Genomic DNA, 14,868 nt, shown 5'->3' with positions numbered 1-14,868 from the left:
TTGTGTTCTCCCGTTCTTATTTATCTGATTTTTTCTGAAAATACGACTTACATTTCTAAATTAGAATATCAAATTATTTTATGGATTGCAACCGTTTTAACAGTGTTTTCATGAAAATTATGTTTTTCTTTCAATTTATCGGAATGGTCTTTCGAAAAATTTAATGTTACAATGAGAAATAGTTTGAATTATCAGAAAGAAGGAAGCTAAATGAACAATGTAAAAATCAATGAATTGCGTCAATGGATGGCAGATAATCAGGTTGAGCTTGCTTACATCAGTGATCCTGGACATATCGCATATTTCTCAGGTTACGAAAGCGATCCCCACGAACGGGTGCTTGCGTTATTCATTCCATTAGAACAAGACCCATTTTTATTCACGCCAGCTTTAGAAGTGGATGATGCCAAAAATAGTGGTTGGACATTCGATGTTCGCGGTTACCTTGATAGTGAAAACCCTTGGGAAATCATTGGTAAAGAAATTCGCACACGCTATGGTCAACCTGGTAATGTCGGGATTGAAAAAAATGCTTTGACCGTTGAACGTTTTGACTATATGTCAGATATTTTATCTGGTACAGATTTCTTTACAGACTTGACTTCAGTGATTCAACGTTTGCAATTGATCAAAACAGTTGAAGAAAAAGATAAGTTGATTGCTGCTGGAAAATGGGCAGATGTTGCTTTTGAAATTGGCTTCCAAGCAGTAAAAGAAGGTATTACAGAACAAGCAATCATTGCCGAAATTGAATACCAATTGAAAAAACAAGGCGTTTCACAAATGTCTTTTGATACATTAGTTTTAGCTGGAAAAAACGCGGCTAGTCCTCATGGTGCACCAGGAAATACTCCTGTAAAACCTAACGAACTTGTACTATTCGACTTAGGTGTTGTTTGGGACGGTTATTGTAGTGATGCAACTCGAACGATTGCTTACAAAAAACCAACTGAATTCCAAGAAAAAATCTACAATATCACGTTAGAAGCTCAGCTAGCAGCTCATGACGCTGTTCGTCCTGGAATTACTGCTGGCGAATTGGATCAGATTGCTCGCGGTGTAATTGATAGCTATGGCTATGGTGAATACTTCAACCATCGGTTAGGACATGGGATTGGCACAACTGTTCATGAATATCCATCTTTAGTTGAAGGTAACGATTTAGTTATTGAAGAAGGTATGTGCTTCTCTCTTGAACCAGGTATTTATATTCCTGAAAAAGTTGGTGTGCGTATTGAAGATTGTGTTTATGTGACGAAAGATGGGTGTGTGCCATTTACGACAACGCCAAAAGATTTGTTGATTCTGGAATAAGGTTGTGGCACTAAGTGGTTAGCTTCAAGCAATAAGGATGATTGTCTAAAAATAGCTTCCTATGTTTTTATGACAAGAGGACTTATTGCCGTGGAAGTTGCTTGGGGAACACCGTGAATAAGGTTGTGGCACCGAGTGGTTAGCTTCAAGCAGTAAAGATGTTTGAAGAACATCATAAATAAAGTTGTAGTGCACAGAGTCTCATTTTACAAATGGCATTCAGCAAACAAAGAAACAGATTGCTTAAATTGATTTCACTCCACGATGCACAAAAAAAGGCAGGTCGGAATAATTTCCGACCTGCCTTTTTTAACAACATAGCTTATTTTTCTTCTACAACCTTTTTAGCAGCATCTTTCACATCTTCTTTTGCCATGCCTGCTAAATCTTTTGCATCTTCAACGACAGGTTTTGCTTCTGCAACGCCATCTTTGACTGTTTCTTTTGCTTGTACTGCAGAATCCTTCACATCTCCTGCAATATCTGCTGTTGTGTCTTTTGCAAGACTACCTAAGTCTGCTGTTTGCTCTTTTAGTTCGTCTGCTGATTTTTTAAAACGATCAGATAGATCTGCTGATTGTTCTTTTAAATTAACTAAAATATCATCTGATTCATCATTTACTAGATCTGTCGTTTGATCGACTTTATTTTTGATATTTCCAGCTAACTCACCTGCTTGTTGTGAAAGATCTGCCGCTTTTTCTTTTGCGATATCTGTTAATTCTGCAGATTTTTCTTTTGCAAGATCAGTATAATCTGAAGCTGCATCCAATAAATCATCTGCTTGTGCTGCTAACTCGTCACGTAACTCTTTTCCTGATTTTGGTGCTAACAATAATGCTGCCACTGCCGCTGCTGTTCCACCAATTACTGCACCTAATAGAAATCCACCTTTTTTAGCCATATTTAAATTCCTCCTGTCTGTTCATCTTGTTTTTTATTTTTAAAAAATTTCATTGCTGTTCCGCCGACTTTTCCAGCAACCGTTGCCTTAGCGGTTGTCTTTCCAATGCCGCCAACTTTTGTTACCAAATTTTTACTTGAAGAATTCAATTCTGAAACACTTTCACTTAGATCAGCTACAGCTGTAAACAATGGATCAATTGTTGCAACTTTTCCATTGACATCTTCAAGCAAGTCATTACTTTTCACAAGTAGACCTTCTACTTGTCGTGATAAGATATCCACATCTTTTGTTACAATGGCAATCGTTGTATTTGCTTCTGCAACAGTTTTATCCACTTTTTCTAACGTTTTTGATACTTGCATCAAAATTCGTACTAAAAATACTACTAACACAGCAAAGGCAATTGCTGCAATCAATCCTGCGATTTCTCCGCCTGTCATAATCAGTCTCCTTCCCTTGTCTCTCCTCTTAAGAATAGCATTTCCCATTTTTTTAGACAAATAAAATACTACTAATTCTTGTTTTTATAAAAAAGAAAGCCTCAACTACTAGTAAACTATGAGTAGTTGAAGCTTTTTCTTACGCAAAAGTAATTTATTTTTCTTTTGATTCAACTTTTTTTGTTTCTTTTGCTGGAGTTGCTAATGTTTTGCTCAACTCAATGATATATTCTTTTAATGGCGCACCAACTTCTGGATGTTTTAATCCATATTCAATGCTTGTTTTCATAAACCCAAATTTGTCTCCCACATCAAAACGTTGACCTGTAAATTGACGAGCGAAGACGCGTTGTGTTTTATTCAAGGTGTCAATGGCATCCGTTAATTGGATTTCATTTCCCGCACCAGGTTCTTGGTTTTCTAAAACATCAAAAATCTCTGGGGTCAACAAGTAACGACCAATGATTGCTAAGTCACTTGGTGCTTTGCTTGGATCTGGCTTTTCTACAAAGTTTTTCACATTATAAAGACCCTTTTCTAATTCGCCACCAGGATTGATAATACCATATTTTGATGTTTCTTCATGTGGTACTTCCATAACAGCAATGGTTGAAGCATGCGTTTCTTCGTAGTCATTGATTAATTGTTGTGTTAACGGAATCTCGTCTTCCATGATGTCATCACCAAGCATGACAACAAATGGTTCGTTCCCAATAAAAGCTTTGGCTTGCAAAACAGCATGTCCTAACCCTTTAGGATGAGATTGACGGATGAAATGTAGATTGACATCCGTTGTTTCTTCAACCAATTTCAATAGATCATTTTTTCCTTTTTCACGAAGATTGGTTTCTAGTTCAATGTTAGCATCAAAATGATCTTCGATTGGACGTTTAGCTTTTCCAGTAACAATCAAAATATCTTCAATTCCTGATTTCAATGCTTCTTCGACGATAAATTGAATCGTTGGTTTGTCCACGATTGGTAACATTTCTTTTGCCATTGCTTTCGTAGCTGGTAAAAATCTTGTTCCTAATCCGGCTGCTGGAATAACTGCTTTTTTTACTTTCATGATTGACGACTCCTTTAAAAAATAGTTAATGAAAATTCGTTTTCAACTTTTCCATCACGTAACATAATTTCTTTTGCTGCTTTTTTGATATCTTTTCCTTCATAAAGAACTTCATAAATCGTTTGTGTTATCGGCATCTCCACACCCATACTATGGGCTAATTCCATAGCTGCTTGTGTCGTATTGACACCTTCAACCACCATCCCCATATTTTCCAATACTTCGGGTAATTTTTGCCCTTGTCCTAATAAATTTCCTGCTCGCCAATTACGAGAATGAACACTCGTCCCTGTGACGATCAGATCACCAACACCACTCAATCCGATGAAGGTTAAAGGGTTAGCACCTATTGCAACGCCTAAACGACTGATTTCAGCTAAACCTCGTGTCATGATTGCAGCTTTAGCATTATCGCCAAAACCCAGCCCATGAATGGCTCCTGTGCCGATTGCAATAATATTTTTCAACGCTGCTCCCATCTCAACTCCGATAACGTCAGGATTGGTATAAACTCGGAAATAGTCATTCATAAATAATTCTTGGACGTATTTTGCAGCTTCTGTATTCGTACTTGCTGCTGTGATTGTCGTGATATCATGATTGGCTACTTCCTCAGCATGACTTGGGCCAGATAAGACAACGACTGCTTTTCTTTGTTCCACTGGAATTTCTTCTAATAAAATTTCTGAAATGCGCTTATGGGTCTTTTGTTCCAATCCTTTGCTGGCATGAATGATGACAGGCTTCGTATTTGGTGTCATTTTTATTACTACTTCTTGCGCAACAGAGCGAATGGCTTTCGTTGGCACCACGAACAAAATAGTATCTACCTCAGCTAAAGCTTCTTCCATTTCAGTAAAAGCCCGAATAGATGTTGCTAATTTCAGTTCTGGTAAATATCGTTGATTCGTATGCTTTGTGTTGATTTCAGTTACTTGTTCTGCCCGGTGACCCCAGATCCTTACATCATGACCATTTTCTGCAAGCACTTGGGCTAGTGCCGTCCCCCATGACCCAGGACCTAACACTGCGATTTTTTGTTGCATTTAATCACTCCTTTGCACGGAACATTGTTTGCTTGATCATTTAAATAATTGATTGGTTCTCACCAAAACTTCGATCATAATCTGTTAAATGTTTATCTTTTTTACGACGTAAAATGAATACGACGATGGTTCCAATAAATAGTACCGCTGAAAGCAGCTGAGAAATACGAATGACATCTAAGAAGTATAAGCTATCTGTTCGAAGTCCTTCGATAAAGAAACGTCCGAAACTGTACCAGATAAGATACAAAAGAAAAACTTCTCCTTTTTTAAGCAGATGTGGTCGTTTTCTCAATATCAATAACAAGATGACGCCAAGCAAACTCCACACAGATTCATAGAGAAAAGTCGGTTGACGAAACGCCCCATCAATGTACATATTTTCAATAATAAACTGTGGTAGATGTAGACTTTCTAAAAAGCTACGAGTTGTTTCTGGTCCAAACGCTTCATGATTCATAAAGTTTCCCCATCGACCAATGGCTTGTGCAAGCAACACACTAGGTGCTGCGATGTCCAGAAAAGTCCACGGTGAGATAAAGTGATACTTGGTAAAGAAATACATTGTAAGTCCACCAGCGATCAGTCCACCATAAATTGCTAGCCCACCCGAGCGAATATTAAAAATCTGGATTGGGTCTGCAATATATTGAGGTAAGTCAAAAAGAATATAATATAAACGAGCGCCGATGATTGAAAGTGGTAATCCCCATAGCATGAAATCAGTTACGTCATCTGCTTTCATACCGACTCTGACTGCTTCTCTGGTGCTTAGCCACATGGCAATAATGATCCCTGAAACAATGATCAATGCATACCAATAAATAGGGATTCCGGCAAGCTCAAACGCTACTCGATTGATTTGTGCGAGCATTTTGTCACTCCTTATTTATTAATTTCCTGAATTTTCTTCGATTAAACGACTTAATCGTTCTTCAAATGTTTTTGTTGCGTCAAAACCCATTGTTTTCGCGCGGAAGTTCATCGCAGCAACTTCAATGATGATAGCCACATTTCGCCCAGTCTTAACTGGGATTTTGATTTGTGGGATGCCAACTTCTGCAATTTCAACCGACGTATCTTCCGAACCTAACCGATCATATTTTTTATCTTTCGCCCAAGCCTCTAAATAGACTGCCAATTGCACTTGCATCGACCCACGTACCGCACTTGCACCAAACAAGTTCATGACATCGATGATCCCAATTCCACGAATCTCAATCAAATGCTCCAAGATTTTTGGTGGCTCACCAATCACAGTCAGTTCATCTTGTTGATAAACATCTACTCGATCATCTGCAATCAGACGGTGACCACGCTTGATCAATTCTAGCGCTGTTTCACTCTTACCAATCCCACTATCACCTTGGATCAAGACACCTAAGCCATAAACATCCACTAAAACACCATGGACGCTTGTTCGTGGTGCTAATCGTCCGTCTAAATAGCTAGAAAGTTCTCCTAACAAACGTGATGTTGAAATTGGTGAACGCAAGACAGCCATCCCATGTTCATTTGCAGCCTGAATCATTTCTTCTGGTGCAGATAAACCTCTGGAAATAATAAACGCGGGCATATCTTCGCTACATAAGCGTCTCATGATCATCAAACGTTCCTCTGGAATCATGCGCTCTGCAAAACTAATTTCTTTGCTTCCAAATAACTGAAGCCGATCATGTGAATAATAACTAAAATAACCAGTCAATTCTAAGCCTGGACGTGAAATGTCACCTGTGACTATGACACGTTCTAAACTTTTTTCATCGCCGGTCACGATTTCTAAAGATAATTTTTCAACCAGTTGGCTAACTTTAACTACTTCTGCCATATTCATGCTACCTCATTTCTATTAGGGTGTTCGTTTTCATTTTATCATTGTCTACCCAAACTTACTACCAAATAAAAAAAACGGTTTATTTCTTTTTCAAATAAAAAAAGATTGCAAGAAAAGTCTGTTGAACTTTCCCTGCAATCTCCTTTTTTCTTTTATTAAACAAAGAGATGCTGATTTTTTAGTCATTCTCTTTTCATAGTTACTGACGATTTAAATTATGCTCACTAACAACAACATTTACTAATGACATAACAATTGCTACTAGAAATGCTGCGCCAAATGATGCAAATCCAAAATTGGCTGCTCCGACAAAGAAGGAAGTCAATTTTAAAATTGCTGCGTTCACTACAAAGCTAAACAATCCAAACGTAACTAAGGTCAGCGGTAAAGACAAGATTGTTAGAATCGGTTTGACAAACATGTTCAACACTGATAAAACAAAACTTGCTAACACCGCTGTCCAAATGCTACTCACATGAATCATTTGGGGGAAAATGACTGCTAGTGAAATGAATGTCAAAGTATTCACAACGATTCGTTGGAAATAAGACATTAGAAGTCACTCCAATCATCATCATCGATTTTTTCAGCTTCTTTACGTTTATTCGTTTGTTCACGATAATTATTTTTTTGGTAATATTCATTATTGTGACCATAGTTTGTACGAGAAGATTTACCAGACGGTATGATGATGGCTAGTAAAATGTACAAAATAATTGGACTGCCAAATGCTACAAGACTCAAAAAGACATAAACCACACGAACAATGGTTGGATCAATACCAAGAAACTCTGCAATTCCTGCAAGTGTACCGGTTAATACAATATTATCAGTTGATTTCGTTAATTTTTTTTTCATTCTATTTCACCTCTGTCCTACCTATTTTAATCGAAAATATCGGGAAACAAAAGTCTGCTCCACGTATTTTTTTGGACTATACAGATAAGAATGAACAAGCCAGAATAGCCCATTTTTAGGGGCTATTCTTTGTTCACCTTGTAACTGTTTCTTTTGTTTACTAATCCCTTACTCAGCATCTTTCAAGAAGATATTTCCTGTTGTGGTTGATAATTGAACTTGGGCAATCCCTGTATCAGAAATACGACGGAATTGTAACATTTGATTGGTTCTTTCTTTCTTTTCGCGAACAACGTCATACTCGCTCATCCGGCTATTGATACTGCCTAAGCTTGTTTTTGCATGTCCTTCGACACCTAATGTTTCCGGTAACGCTACTTTCACGTTTCCATTGACAGAGCTTGCTTCAACTTTTCTTAGCGAGTCTTCTGTTAACGTCAAGCGGACATCCCCATTGACTAATGATACCGAAACATTTTCAGGTGTTGTTGCCATGGTGACTGTTCCATTGACTGTTTCAATGATTGAGTCGAGAATTTGACCGCGGTTCACGTCAATATTGCCATTGACTCCTTCAATTTCTAACATAGTTGCTGTTAAATCATTGATTAGGATATTTCCATTCGTTGATTTTGCATACGTGTCTTTAGTTTCTAGATCTTTGATTGTAATATTTCCGTTAAGTAACTTGATTGCTACATGGTCGTACAAACGAGTTGGCAAGTAGAAAACAAGATCTGCTCGTACACGTTTATTCGGAATTTGGAAAGAAATGTGGTCTTCATTGACTTCAATTTGACTTCTTTCTAAAAAGGCATCAAATGGTTCAGCTGTCATTTTTCCGTAGAGTTTGATTTTTGCTTCTACTTTGACATCTTCGCTATCCCAAGTTTTCAAAATCACGTTCCCGTTTGCTGCTTTAATATCAATAATACTTGCTTCTGGTGCTTCATAGTAAAATTCATGTTCAAATTTTGTTGTCGCAATGCCAGGAACACGTAAATTGACGTCTTTCCATTCCATATTATCGTTCACAGAATCAGAAACGGTTTGGAACGTTTTCTTCAAGAACTTGCCTAATTGGCTACCCGCTTCAGACATTTTTTCACCCACTTGGTTCAATGTGTCCGTCGCTTGTTCTTTCCAATCATCTGGTAATTCAAATTTTTCAGCAATTGAATCTTTTGTTTCTGACCATTGATTTTTACGAATATCTTTTAATTCTGCTTCAAGCTTCAATTGTTGTTCAACTAGCTTGTTTCCTTCTGCTTCTAACCCTTGGATTTCACTTTCCAATGTTTGACGTTGCTCAAGTTCTTCTGCTGTTAACTCATCTAGTTCTTCTTTCGTGTTCAACTGCATCAATGCTTCCTGTTTGTCATTGCGTGCTTGTCGATTTTCTTGTAGTTCAGCATTCACTTCATCTAAATGTGCAGATGCTTTGTTTGCTTCTGTTGCTAATTCATCAAGAATTTTTTCTAAGTTTTCTTGGTCTTGTTTTTCTTTTTCCTTTGGATCGACTTCAGAATCAGCGAAAGTTTCTTCTTCGCCATTTTCAAAATCATCCATCAATTGACTTACTTGATCTTTTTCTTTATGACTAGCAGTTACTTTGTCTGCTTCTTTTTTAATTGACTTTTCGTCTTTTTCAGTTGCCATACTTTCTAACAAATCTAAGCCTTCTTCAGTCGAAAGGATTCCTTTTTTTACTAAATCTAAAATACGTTCTCTTTCTTTCATGGAAATTGCCTCCTTGAGCAAATATTGTTTGCAACTTTTCCTTACATCCATATTATGCCTTCATTTGAAGAAAATGTCATAGGACTTAAGATGTAACTTTTTCTCCATCTTCCGTCATTTCATCTACTACTTAATCATACTAAAAAAAGAGGCTAGGAGAAAACGAATTGCGTTTCCTCTTAGCCCCTTAAAGATAAGTTTGTTTTTTGTTGTTTCGCTCTAACTTTTTGGAGTGCTTGCGTGCTATCCTGTCAAAAATAAACGCTTTGCGCCACAACCTTTTCTACGGTGTTCCCAAAGCAACTCCTCCATATAACTTGCACTCACTTCAAAACATGGAAAGCTATTTTAAGCACTTGCTCGTTATCTGTTCGGAGCTAAACGCTTTGTGCCACAACCTTTTCTACGGTGTTCCCAAAACAACTCCTACAAAATAAGTCTAAATTCCACAAAAATTTGAGAAACAATTTCTGGGAATTTAGACTTATTTATTGGAGCTGAGCGTTTTGCGCCACAACCTTTTTAAAAAATCTCATCATGGGTCGTATTCAATTCCGTAATCTTCCCTGTCGCCAAGTAAACGATCCACTCACAAATATTGGTCACATAGTCACCGATACGTTCCAAATAACTCGCAACATTCAAATAGTCTGTTCCGCTAATGACTGTTTCTGGGTTAGCTTCCATATTTTTGATTGTCGCATTGTAGATTCGATTGAAATATTCATTTACACGTTGGTCCATGTTTGCAATTGTCCGGGCATCTTTTTCATCCGTTTTAACATAGGCAACCAATACATTATCAACCATTTTCTTAACATAGTCCGACATATCCGAAATTTCTTTTTCAATTTCAGGAATTCTCGTTTGTCCTTTGACACGAATTGTTGATTTTGCAACGGATACCGCATGATCCGCCATTCTTTCCAAATCAGAACTTGCTTTCATAACTGTAATAATCATACGCAAGTCTGTCGTTACTGGTTGTTGTAAAGCAATCATTTCAAAACTTTTCTTTTCTAAACGAATTTCCATATCATTGATATTTGTATCGTTTTCGATTACTTCTTGTGCAAGGGCTTTGTCATGTTTCACATAAGAGCGAACAGACTTATGCACCGCACTACTGACCATCATACCCATTTCATAAAATTGATTATGAAGGTTTAATAATTCCTCTTCAAATTGCGTTCGTAGCATTTTATTTCCCCCTTATCCGAATCGTCCTGAGATGTAATCTTCTGTTTCTTGTTTTTCTGGATTCATGAAAATTTTCTTTGTATCATTGAATTCAATTAAATGGCCATCTAAGAAAAAAGCTGTCTTATCTGAGATACGAGAAGCTTGTGACATATTATGTGTGACCATAATCATCGTATAGTTCTCTTTCAATTCTAACAACATACTTTCAATTTTTCCAGTTGAAACAGGGTCAAGCGCACTTGTTGGTTCATCTAATAAAATAATTTCTGGATTAACTGCTAAGACACGTGCGATACATACCCGTTGTTGTTGCCCACCAGATAAAGATAATGCGCTCTTATGCAGTTTATCCTTCACATCATCCCAAACAGAGGCAGCTTTCAAACTTTCTTCAACTACTTGATCCAACACTTTTTTGTCTTTTTCACCTTTTAACCTTAACCCGTAAATAACGTTCTCATAGATTGAAAAAGGAAAGGGATTAGGTTGTTGGAATACCATCCCGATTTCTTTTCGTAGCTCAACGGTATCCGTTTTAGGACCGTAGATGTCTTTCCCTTTATACAGCACACTACCGGTAATCGTTACACCAGGAATCAAGTCATTCATTCGGTTCAATGAACGCAAGTAAGTGGACTTCCCACAACCAGAAGGGCCAATCATCGCAGTAATCTCACCTTGGTTGATACTTAAGTCGATTCCTTTTAAAGCTTCTTTTTTACCATAATATAAATGAAGATCTTTTGATGAAATAATTTCTTTTGTCATAGTGAAGCCTCCGTTTTAACCAAAATGACCGGACACATAATCTTCGGTTGCTTGAATTTTCGGTCTAGTAAATATCTTTTTCGTTTGATCATATTCAATTACTTTCCCTAAGTAAAAGAATGCTGTGTAGTCACTGATGCGCGCAGCTTGTTGCATGTTGTGTGTGACAATAATGATGGTAAAGTCTTCTTTTAGATTCACTAGGGTTTCTTCCACAGTACCTGTCGAAATAGGATCCAAAGCACTTGCTGGCTCATCCAATAATAAAATATCTGGTTTCATTGCAATTGCGCGAGCAATACATAGACGTTGCTGTTGCCCCCCTGATAAGGCTAATGCACTTTTATCAAGGTTATCTTTGACCTGATCCCACAAAGCAGCTTGTTTCAAACTAGTTTCAACAATTTCATCTAGTTTCTTTTTGTCTTTTTCGCCATGTTGCTTCAAAGCAAACGTGATGTTTTCATAAATTGATTTACTGAATGGGTTGGGGCGTTGGAACACCATCCCGATTCGCTTGCGCATTTCATACACATCAACTTGGGGTGCATTGACATCAACATCCTTATACATGATTTTCCCCGTGATTTTTGTGTTTGCAATCCCATCATTCATTCGATTCAGCGAACGTAAATAAGTGGACTTCCCACAACCAGAAGGACCGATCAATGCAGTGATTTTATTTTTTTCAAATTCTAAATCAACACCTTTGATTGCTTCGTTATCACCGTACCAAACATGTAAGTCTTCCGTGTGTAAAGCAATCTTCTTTTCCGGAGGCATCGTGATGATATTTGTATCATTCAAATTGTATTCTTTCATAGTTTCTTCTTCTCCTTAGGCTGAAGTCATTTTACGGTATAACCGTTTCCCAATCGCGCGTGCTCCAAAGTTGAAGAGCAAGACGGCAATGATCAATACGGCTGATGCTCCAGCTGATACAGCAGCACCATCTGGCATCGTTCCTTCAGTATTGATTTTCCAAATATGAACAGCCAATGTTTCCGCTTGGCGGAAGATACTAATCGGACTTGAAACACTTAATGGGTTCCAGTTACTAAAGTCAAGAGCTGGTGCACTTTGTCCTGCTGTATAAATCAAGGCAGCAGCTTCACCAAAGATTCTTCCAGAGCTCAAGATGACACCAGTTAAAATACCCGGTGTTGCTTCTGGAACAACGACTTTTAAAACTGTTTCCCAACGTGATAAGCCTAAAGCTAAGCCAGCTTCTCGTTGGGTGTAATGAACAGCTTGTAATGATTCTTCCACTGTTCTTGTCAAAAGCGGTAGATTAAACACAGTCAATGCTAACGCACCAGACAAAATAGAGAAACCATATTGAAACTGAATAACGAAGACTAAGAAACCAAACAAACCAACAACGACAGATGGTAATGAACTCAAGATTTCAATAGAAGTACGGACAACATCTGTCAGCCAGTTCTTACTTGCATATTCAGAAAGATAGATACCTGCACCAAGTGATAAGGGAAAACTAATGATCATTGTAATCAATAATAAATAGATTGAGTTAAATAGTTGAACACCCACACCGCCACCTTCTTGATAAGCTTTAGAAGGCTCAGTCAAGAAAGACCAAGAGATATGAGGAATTCCACGTACTAAAATGTATAGTAACAAAGCAGCCAAAATCAAAACAATGATTCCAGAAACGGCATATAAAATACCAGTTGCAATTTTATCGGAACGTTTTGCATTCATATTATTTCAAGGCTCCCTTCTTACCAATCATGCGGATAATAATATTGAAGAATAATGACATCAATAATAGGATCAAAGCTAAGGACCACAACACATTATTTTCAATTGTGCCCATGATCGTGTTTCCGATTCCCATGGTTAAAATCGAAGTCAACGTTGATGCAGGTGTTGTTAAGCTAGTTGGCATCAATGCTGCATTCCCAATAACCATTTGGATCGCCAATGCTTCGCCAAATGCACGTGCCATCCCGAAAACAACTGCTGTCAAAATTCCAGGTACGGCTGCTCTAAGAACCACTTTATAAATAGTTTGCCATCTCGTTGCGCCTAAAGCTAATGACGCTTCTCGATAATGTCTAGGAACAGACTTCAACGCATCAACAGTCATCGTTGTGACCGTTGGCAAAATCATGACAAATAAGACAAATGTTCCGGCCAAGATCCCGAAACCAGTACCGCCAAAGACGTTACGGACAAATGGTACAATCACAGATAAACCGATAAACCCATAAACTACTGATGGAATACCAACAAGCAGCTCAATCACTGGTTGTAAAATTTTCGTTCCATTTTTCGGTGAAATCTCCGTCATGAAAACCGCTGCTCCAATAGCAAATGGTGTTGCGATGATTGCAGATAAAAATGTCACGATAAAAGATCCGGTGATCATTGGCAATGCCCCAACCATCGGCTTTCCGTCTGGACCAACTTGACTTGGATTCCAACTCGTACCAAATAAAAAGTCGAACACATTCACCTTATCGACAAAGAAAGTTGCTAACCCCTTACTTGCAACAAAATAAAAAATAGCTAATACCACTAAAACAATTAAAGCGATACAAAGAAAACTAATAAATTTTCCACGTTGCTCCATTTTTGAACGCTTCGATTTTGTTAATAATACTTTTTTTACATCCTCCACAGATGACTCCCCCTTGCTCAGGTTTAACATACTTGTTTAGTGTACAAAACAAACATCAATTTGGTTTTAATAACATGTAAAAGTTTCGCTAAGTTTGTAAATTTTTTGTAAAGGTTATTCAGAAATGATATTTCCTTCCCAATCACGTTCCACTTTCATCTGTGAAACTGGGATATAACCTAGTTCACCAACGATATTATTTTGAATCTCGTCTGAAAGAATATACGCTAAAAATTCATCCGTTAACTCCGTTGGCTTGCCTTTTGTATACATATGTTCATATGCCCAAATCGTCCATTCATTTGTTGTTACATTTTCATCTGTTGGTTCTACACCGTCGATTTTAAGTGTCGCTACTTCGTCTGTTACATAAGAAAAAGCGACGTAGCTGATTGCCCCAGGTGTGTCGGCAACGATTTGGCGAACCATTCCACTTGAATCTTGCTCTTGTGCTTGGATTGCCGATTCACCATCTAAGACCCATTTTTCAAATGTACTACGTGTCCCACTTCCAGAAGCACGGTTTAAAATAACCACTGCCTGATCGTTCCCACCAAGTTCTTTCCAGTTCTTGATTTCACCAGTAAATAGTTTTTTTAAGTCTTCCATGGAAATATCGGTGACACCCACTTTTTTATTCACAATCGGCGTGATTCCAACAACAGCAACCTTGTGATCTACCAAAGCTTTTGCATCAATTCCAGATTTTTCCTCAGCAAACAAGTCAGAGTTTCCGATGTCTACGGCACCAGATTGAACTTGAGATAAGCCAGTTCCGCTACCACCGCCTTGGACGTTGACAAATTTCCCGGGATTTTCTGTTTGATAGCTTTCCGCAACAGTTTCAACTAGTGGCTGTAATGCAGAAGATCCCACTGCTGTAATTGATTCCCCGCGATCAATCCATTTTGCACATCCAGATAAAAGAATGGCTAATCCCAATACTGGTAATAATAATTTTAATTTTTTCATTAAAAATCTCCTTTAGTCATAAAGTAATTTTATTCTAACATTTTCCGTGTTTATTGAAAACGAATCAAAATTA

Annotated in this window: 16 protein-coding genes; 1 reads left to right on the top strand and 15 read right to left on the bottom strand. The window is 37.8% G+C overall.

Features of this window, described 5'->3' with window-relative positions:
* The first annotated feature begins 210 nt into the window (after positions 1–210).
* Positions 211–1,314, top strand: a complete 1,104-nt coding sequence (locus JZO71_RS04835; protein ID WP_206898451.1) for an aminopeptidase P family protein — start codon at positions 211–213, stop codon at positions 1,312–1,314.
* Positions 1,315–1,636: 322 nt separating this feature from the next.
* Here the strand turns inward: JZO71_RS04835 and JZO71_RS04830 are convergent, their stop codons facing one another.
* From JZO71_RS04830 to JZO71_RS04760, 15 genes are all read right to left on the bottom strand, one after another.
* The gene (locus tag JZO71_RS04830) at positions 1,637–2,218 is read right to left on the bottom strand and encodes a YtxH domain-containing protein (RefSeq protein ID WP_206898450.1); all 582 of its coding nucleotides are present in this window, start codon (positions 2,216–2,218) and stop codon (positions 1,637–1,639) included.
* A 2-nt stretch (positions 2,219–2,220) separates the two neighbouring features.
* The gene (locus tag JZO71_RS04825) at positions 2,221–2,661 is read right to left on the bottom strand and encodes a DUF948 domain-containing protein (RefSeq protein WP_206898449.1); all 441 of its coding nucleotides are present in this window, start codon (positions 2,659–2,661) and stop codon (positions 2,221–2,223) included.
* A gap of 154 nt (positions 2,662–2,815) precedes the next feature.
* Positions 2,816–3,730: a UTP--glucose-1-phosphate uridylyltransferase GalU gene (gene galU / locus JZO71_RS04820; protein WP_242590405.1), complete on the bottom strand. Its 915-nt coding sequence runs from the start codon at positions 3,728–3,730 to the stop codon at positions 2,816–2,818.
* 14 nt (positions 3,731–3,744) lie between these two features.
* Positions 3,745–4,776, bottom strand: coding sequence for an NAD(P)H-dependent glycerol-3-phosphate dehydrogenase (locus tag JZO71_RS04815; protein ID WP_206898448.1), 1,032 nt, complete (start codon positions 4,774–4,776; stop codon positions 3,745–3,747).
* 40 nt (positions 4,777–4,816) lie between these two features.
* Complete coding sequence (gene lgt / locus JZO71_RS04810) at positions 4,817–5,650, bottom strand: prolipoprotein diacylglyceryl transferase (protein ID WP_206898447.1); 834 nt, start codon at positions 5,648–5,650, stop codon at positions 4,817–4,819.
* Between the two features lie 18 nt (positions 5,651–5,668).
* Positions 5,669–6,604: an HPr(Ser) kinase/phosphatase gene (gene hprK / locus JZO71_RS04805; protein ID WP_067483827.1), complete on the bottom strand. Its 936-nt coding sequence runs from the start codon at positions 6,602–6,604 to the stop codon at positions 5,669–5,671.
* A 205-nt stretch (positions 6,605–6,809) separates the two neighbouring features.
* Positions 6,810–7,163, bottom strand: coding sequence for a phage holin family protein (locus tag JZO71_RS04800; protein ID WP_206898446.1), 354 nt, complete (start codon positions 7,161–7,163; stop codon positions 6,810–6,812).
* On the bottom strand, positions 7,163–7,468 hold the full coding sequence (locus JZO71_RS04795) for a PspC domain-containing protein (RefSeq protein ID WP_206898445.1): 306 nt from the start codon (positions 7,466–7,468) through the stop codon (positions 7,163–7,165). The genes JZO71_RS04800 and JZO71_RS04795 overlap by 1 nt, the downstream gene beginning before the upstream one ends.
* Positions 7,469–7,636: 168 nt before the next feature.
* Positions 7,637–9,208, bottom strand: coding sequence for a daptomycin-sensing surface protein LiaX (gene liaX / locus JZO71_RS04790; protein ID WP_206898444.1), 1,572 nt, complete (start codon positions 9,206–9,208; stop codon positions 7,637–7,639).
* A 522-nt stretch (positions 9,209–9,730) separates the two neighbouring features.
* Positions 9,731–10,408: a phosphate signaling complex protein PhoU gene (gene phoU / locus JZO71_RS04785; protein ID WP_067483819.1), complete on the bottom strand. Its 678-nt coding sequence runs from the start codon at positions 10,406–10,408 to the stop codon at positions 9,731–9,733.
* A gap of 12 nt (positions 10,409–10,420) precedes the next feature.
* Positions 10,421–11,179 (bottom strand): phosphate ABC transporter ATP-binding protein PstB, encoded by a 759-nt coding sequence (gene pstB, locus JZO71_RS04780; protein WP_206898443.1) that lies wholly within the window; start codon positions 11,177–11,179, stop codon positions 10,421–10,423.
* Between the two features lie 15 nt (positions 11,180–11,194).
* A complete protein-coding gene (gene pstB / locus JZO71_RS04775; protein ID WP_206898442.1) occupies positions 11,195–12,001 on the bottom strand; it encodes a phosphate ABC transporter ATP-binding protein PstB in 807 nt (268 codons plus the stop codon).
* Between the two features lie 15 nt (positions 12,002–12,016).
* Positions 12,017–12,901, bottom strand: a complete 885-nt coding sequence (pstA, locus tag JZO71_RS04770; RefSeq protein ID WP_206898441.1) for a phosphate ABC transporter permease PstA — start codon at positions 12,899–12,901, stop codon at positions 12,017–12,019.
* A gap of 1 nt (position 12,902) precedes the next feature.
* Positions 12,903–13,823: a phosphate ABC transporter permease subunit PstC gene (pstC, locus tag JZO71_RS04765; protein WP_206898440.1), complete on the bottom strand. Its 921-nt coding sequence runs from the start codon at positions 13,821–13,823 to the stop codon at positions 12,903–12,905.
* Positions 13,824–13,937: 114 nt separating this feature from the next.
* Entirely contained in the window at positions 13,938–14,795 is an 858-nt protein-coding gene (locus JZO71_RS04760; RefSeq protein ID WP_206898439.1) for a phosphate ABC transporter substrate-binding protein PstS, read from the bottom strand.
* Positions 14,796–14,868: the final 73 nt, after the last annotated feature.

The organism is Candidatus Enterococcus courvalinii, from assembly GCF_017315945.1.
GTDB classification, from domain to species: domain Bacteria; phylum Bacillota; class Bacilli; order Lactobacillales; family Enterococcaceae; genus Enterococcus_B; species Enterococcus_B courvalinii.
The sequence above is the reverse complement of the archived record's forward strand: the minus strand, read 5'-3'. Positions and strand labels throughout refer to the sequence as shown.

What these genes read in the sequence shown, in the direction of transcription:
- JZO71_RS04835 (WP_206898451.1), top strand. Translation starts at nt 211, where the DNA reads ATGAACAATGTAAAAATCAATGAATTGCGTCAATGGATGGCAGATAAT.
- JZO71_RS04830 (WP_206898450.1), bottom strand. Translation starts at nt 2,218, where the DNA reads ATGGCTAAAAAAGGTGGATTTCTATTAGGTGCAGTAATTGGTGGAACA.
- JZO71_RS04825 (WP_206898449.1), bottom strand. Translation starts at nt 2,661, where the DNA reads ATGACAGGCGGAGAAATCGCAGGATTGATTGCAGCAATTGCCTTTGCT.
- galU (WP_242590405.1), bottom strand. Translation starts at nt 3,730, where the DNA reads ATGAAAGTAAAAAAAGCAGTTATTCCAGCAGCCGGATTAGGAACAAGA.
- JZO71_RS04815 (WP_206898448.1), bottom strand. Translation starts at nt 4,776, where the DNA reads ATGCAACAAAAAATCGCAGTGTTAGGTCCTGGGTCATGGGGGACGGCA.
- lgt (WP_206898447.1), bottom strand. Translation starts at nt 5,650, where the DNA reads ATGCTCGCACAAATCAATCGAGTAGCGTTTGAGCTTGCCGGAATCCCT.
- hprK (WP_067483827.1), bottom strand. Translation starts at nt 6,604, where the DNA reads ATGGCAGAAGTAGTTAAAGTTAGCCAACTGGTTGAAAAATTATCTTTA.
- JZO71_RS04800 (WP_206898446.1), bottom strand. Translation starts at nt 7,163, where the DNA reads ATGTCTTATTTCCAACGAATCGTTGTGAATACTTTGACATTCATTTCA.
- JZO71_RS04795 (WP_206898445.1), bottom strand. Translation starts at nt 7,468, where the DNA reads ATGAAAAAAAAATTAACGAAATCAACTGATAATATTGTATTAACCGGT.
- liaX (WP_206898444.1), bottom strand. Translation starts at nt 9,208, where the DNA reads ATGAAAGAAAGAGAACGTATTTTAGATTTAGTAAAAAAAGGAATCCTT.
- phoU (WP_067483819.1), bottom strand. Translation starts at nt 10,408, where the DNA reads ATGCTACGAACGCAATTTGAAGAGGAATTATTAAACCTTCATAATCAA.
- pstB (WP_206898443.1), bottom strand. Translation starts at nt 11,179, where the DNA reads ATGACAAAAGAAATTATTTCATCAAAAGATCTTCATTTATATTATGGT.
- pstB (WP_206898442.1), bottom strand. Translation starts at nt 12,001, where the DNA reads ATGAAAGAATACAATTTGAATGATACAAATATCATCACGATGCCTCCG.
- pstA (WP_206898441.1), bottom strand. Translation starts at nt 12,901, where the DNA reads ATGAATGCAAAACGTTCCGATAAAATTGCAACTGGTATTTTATATGCC.
- JZO71_RS04760 (WP_206898439.1), bottom strand. Translation starts at nt 14,795, where the DNA reads ATGAAAAAATTAAAATTATTATTACCAGTATTGGGATTAGCCATTCTT.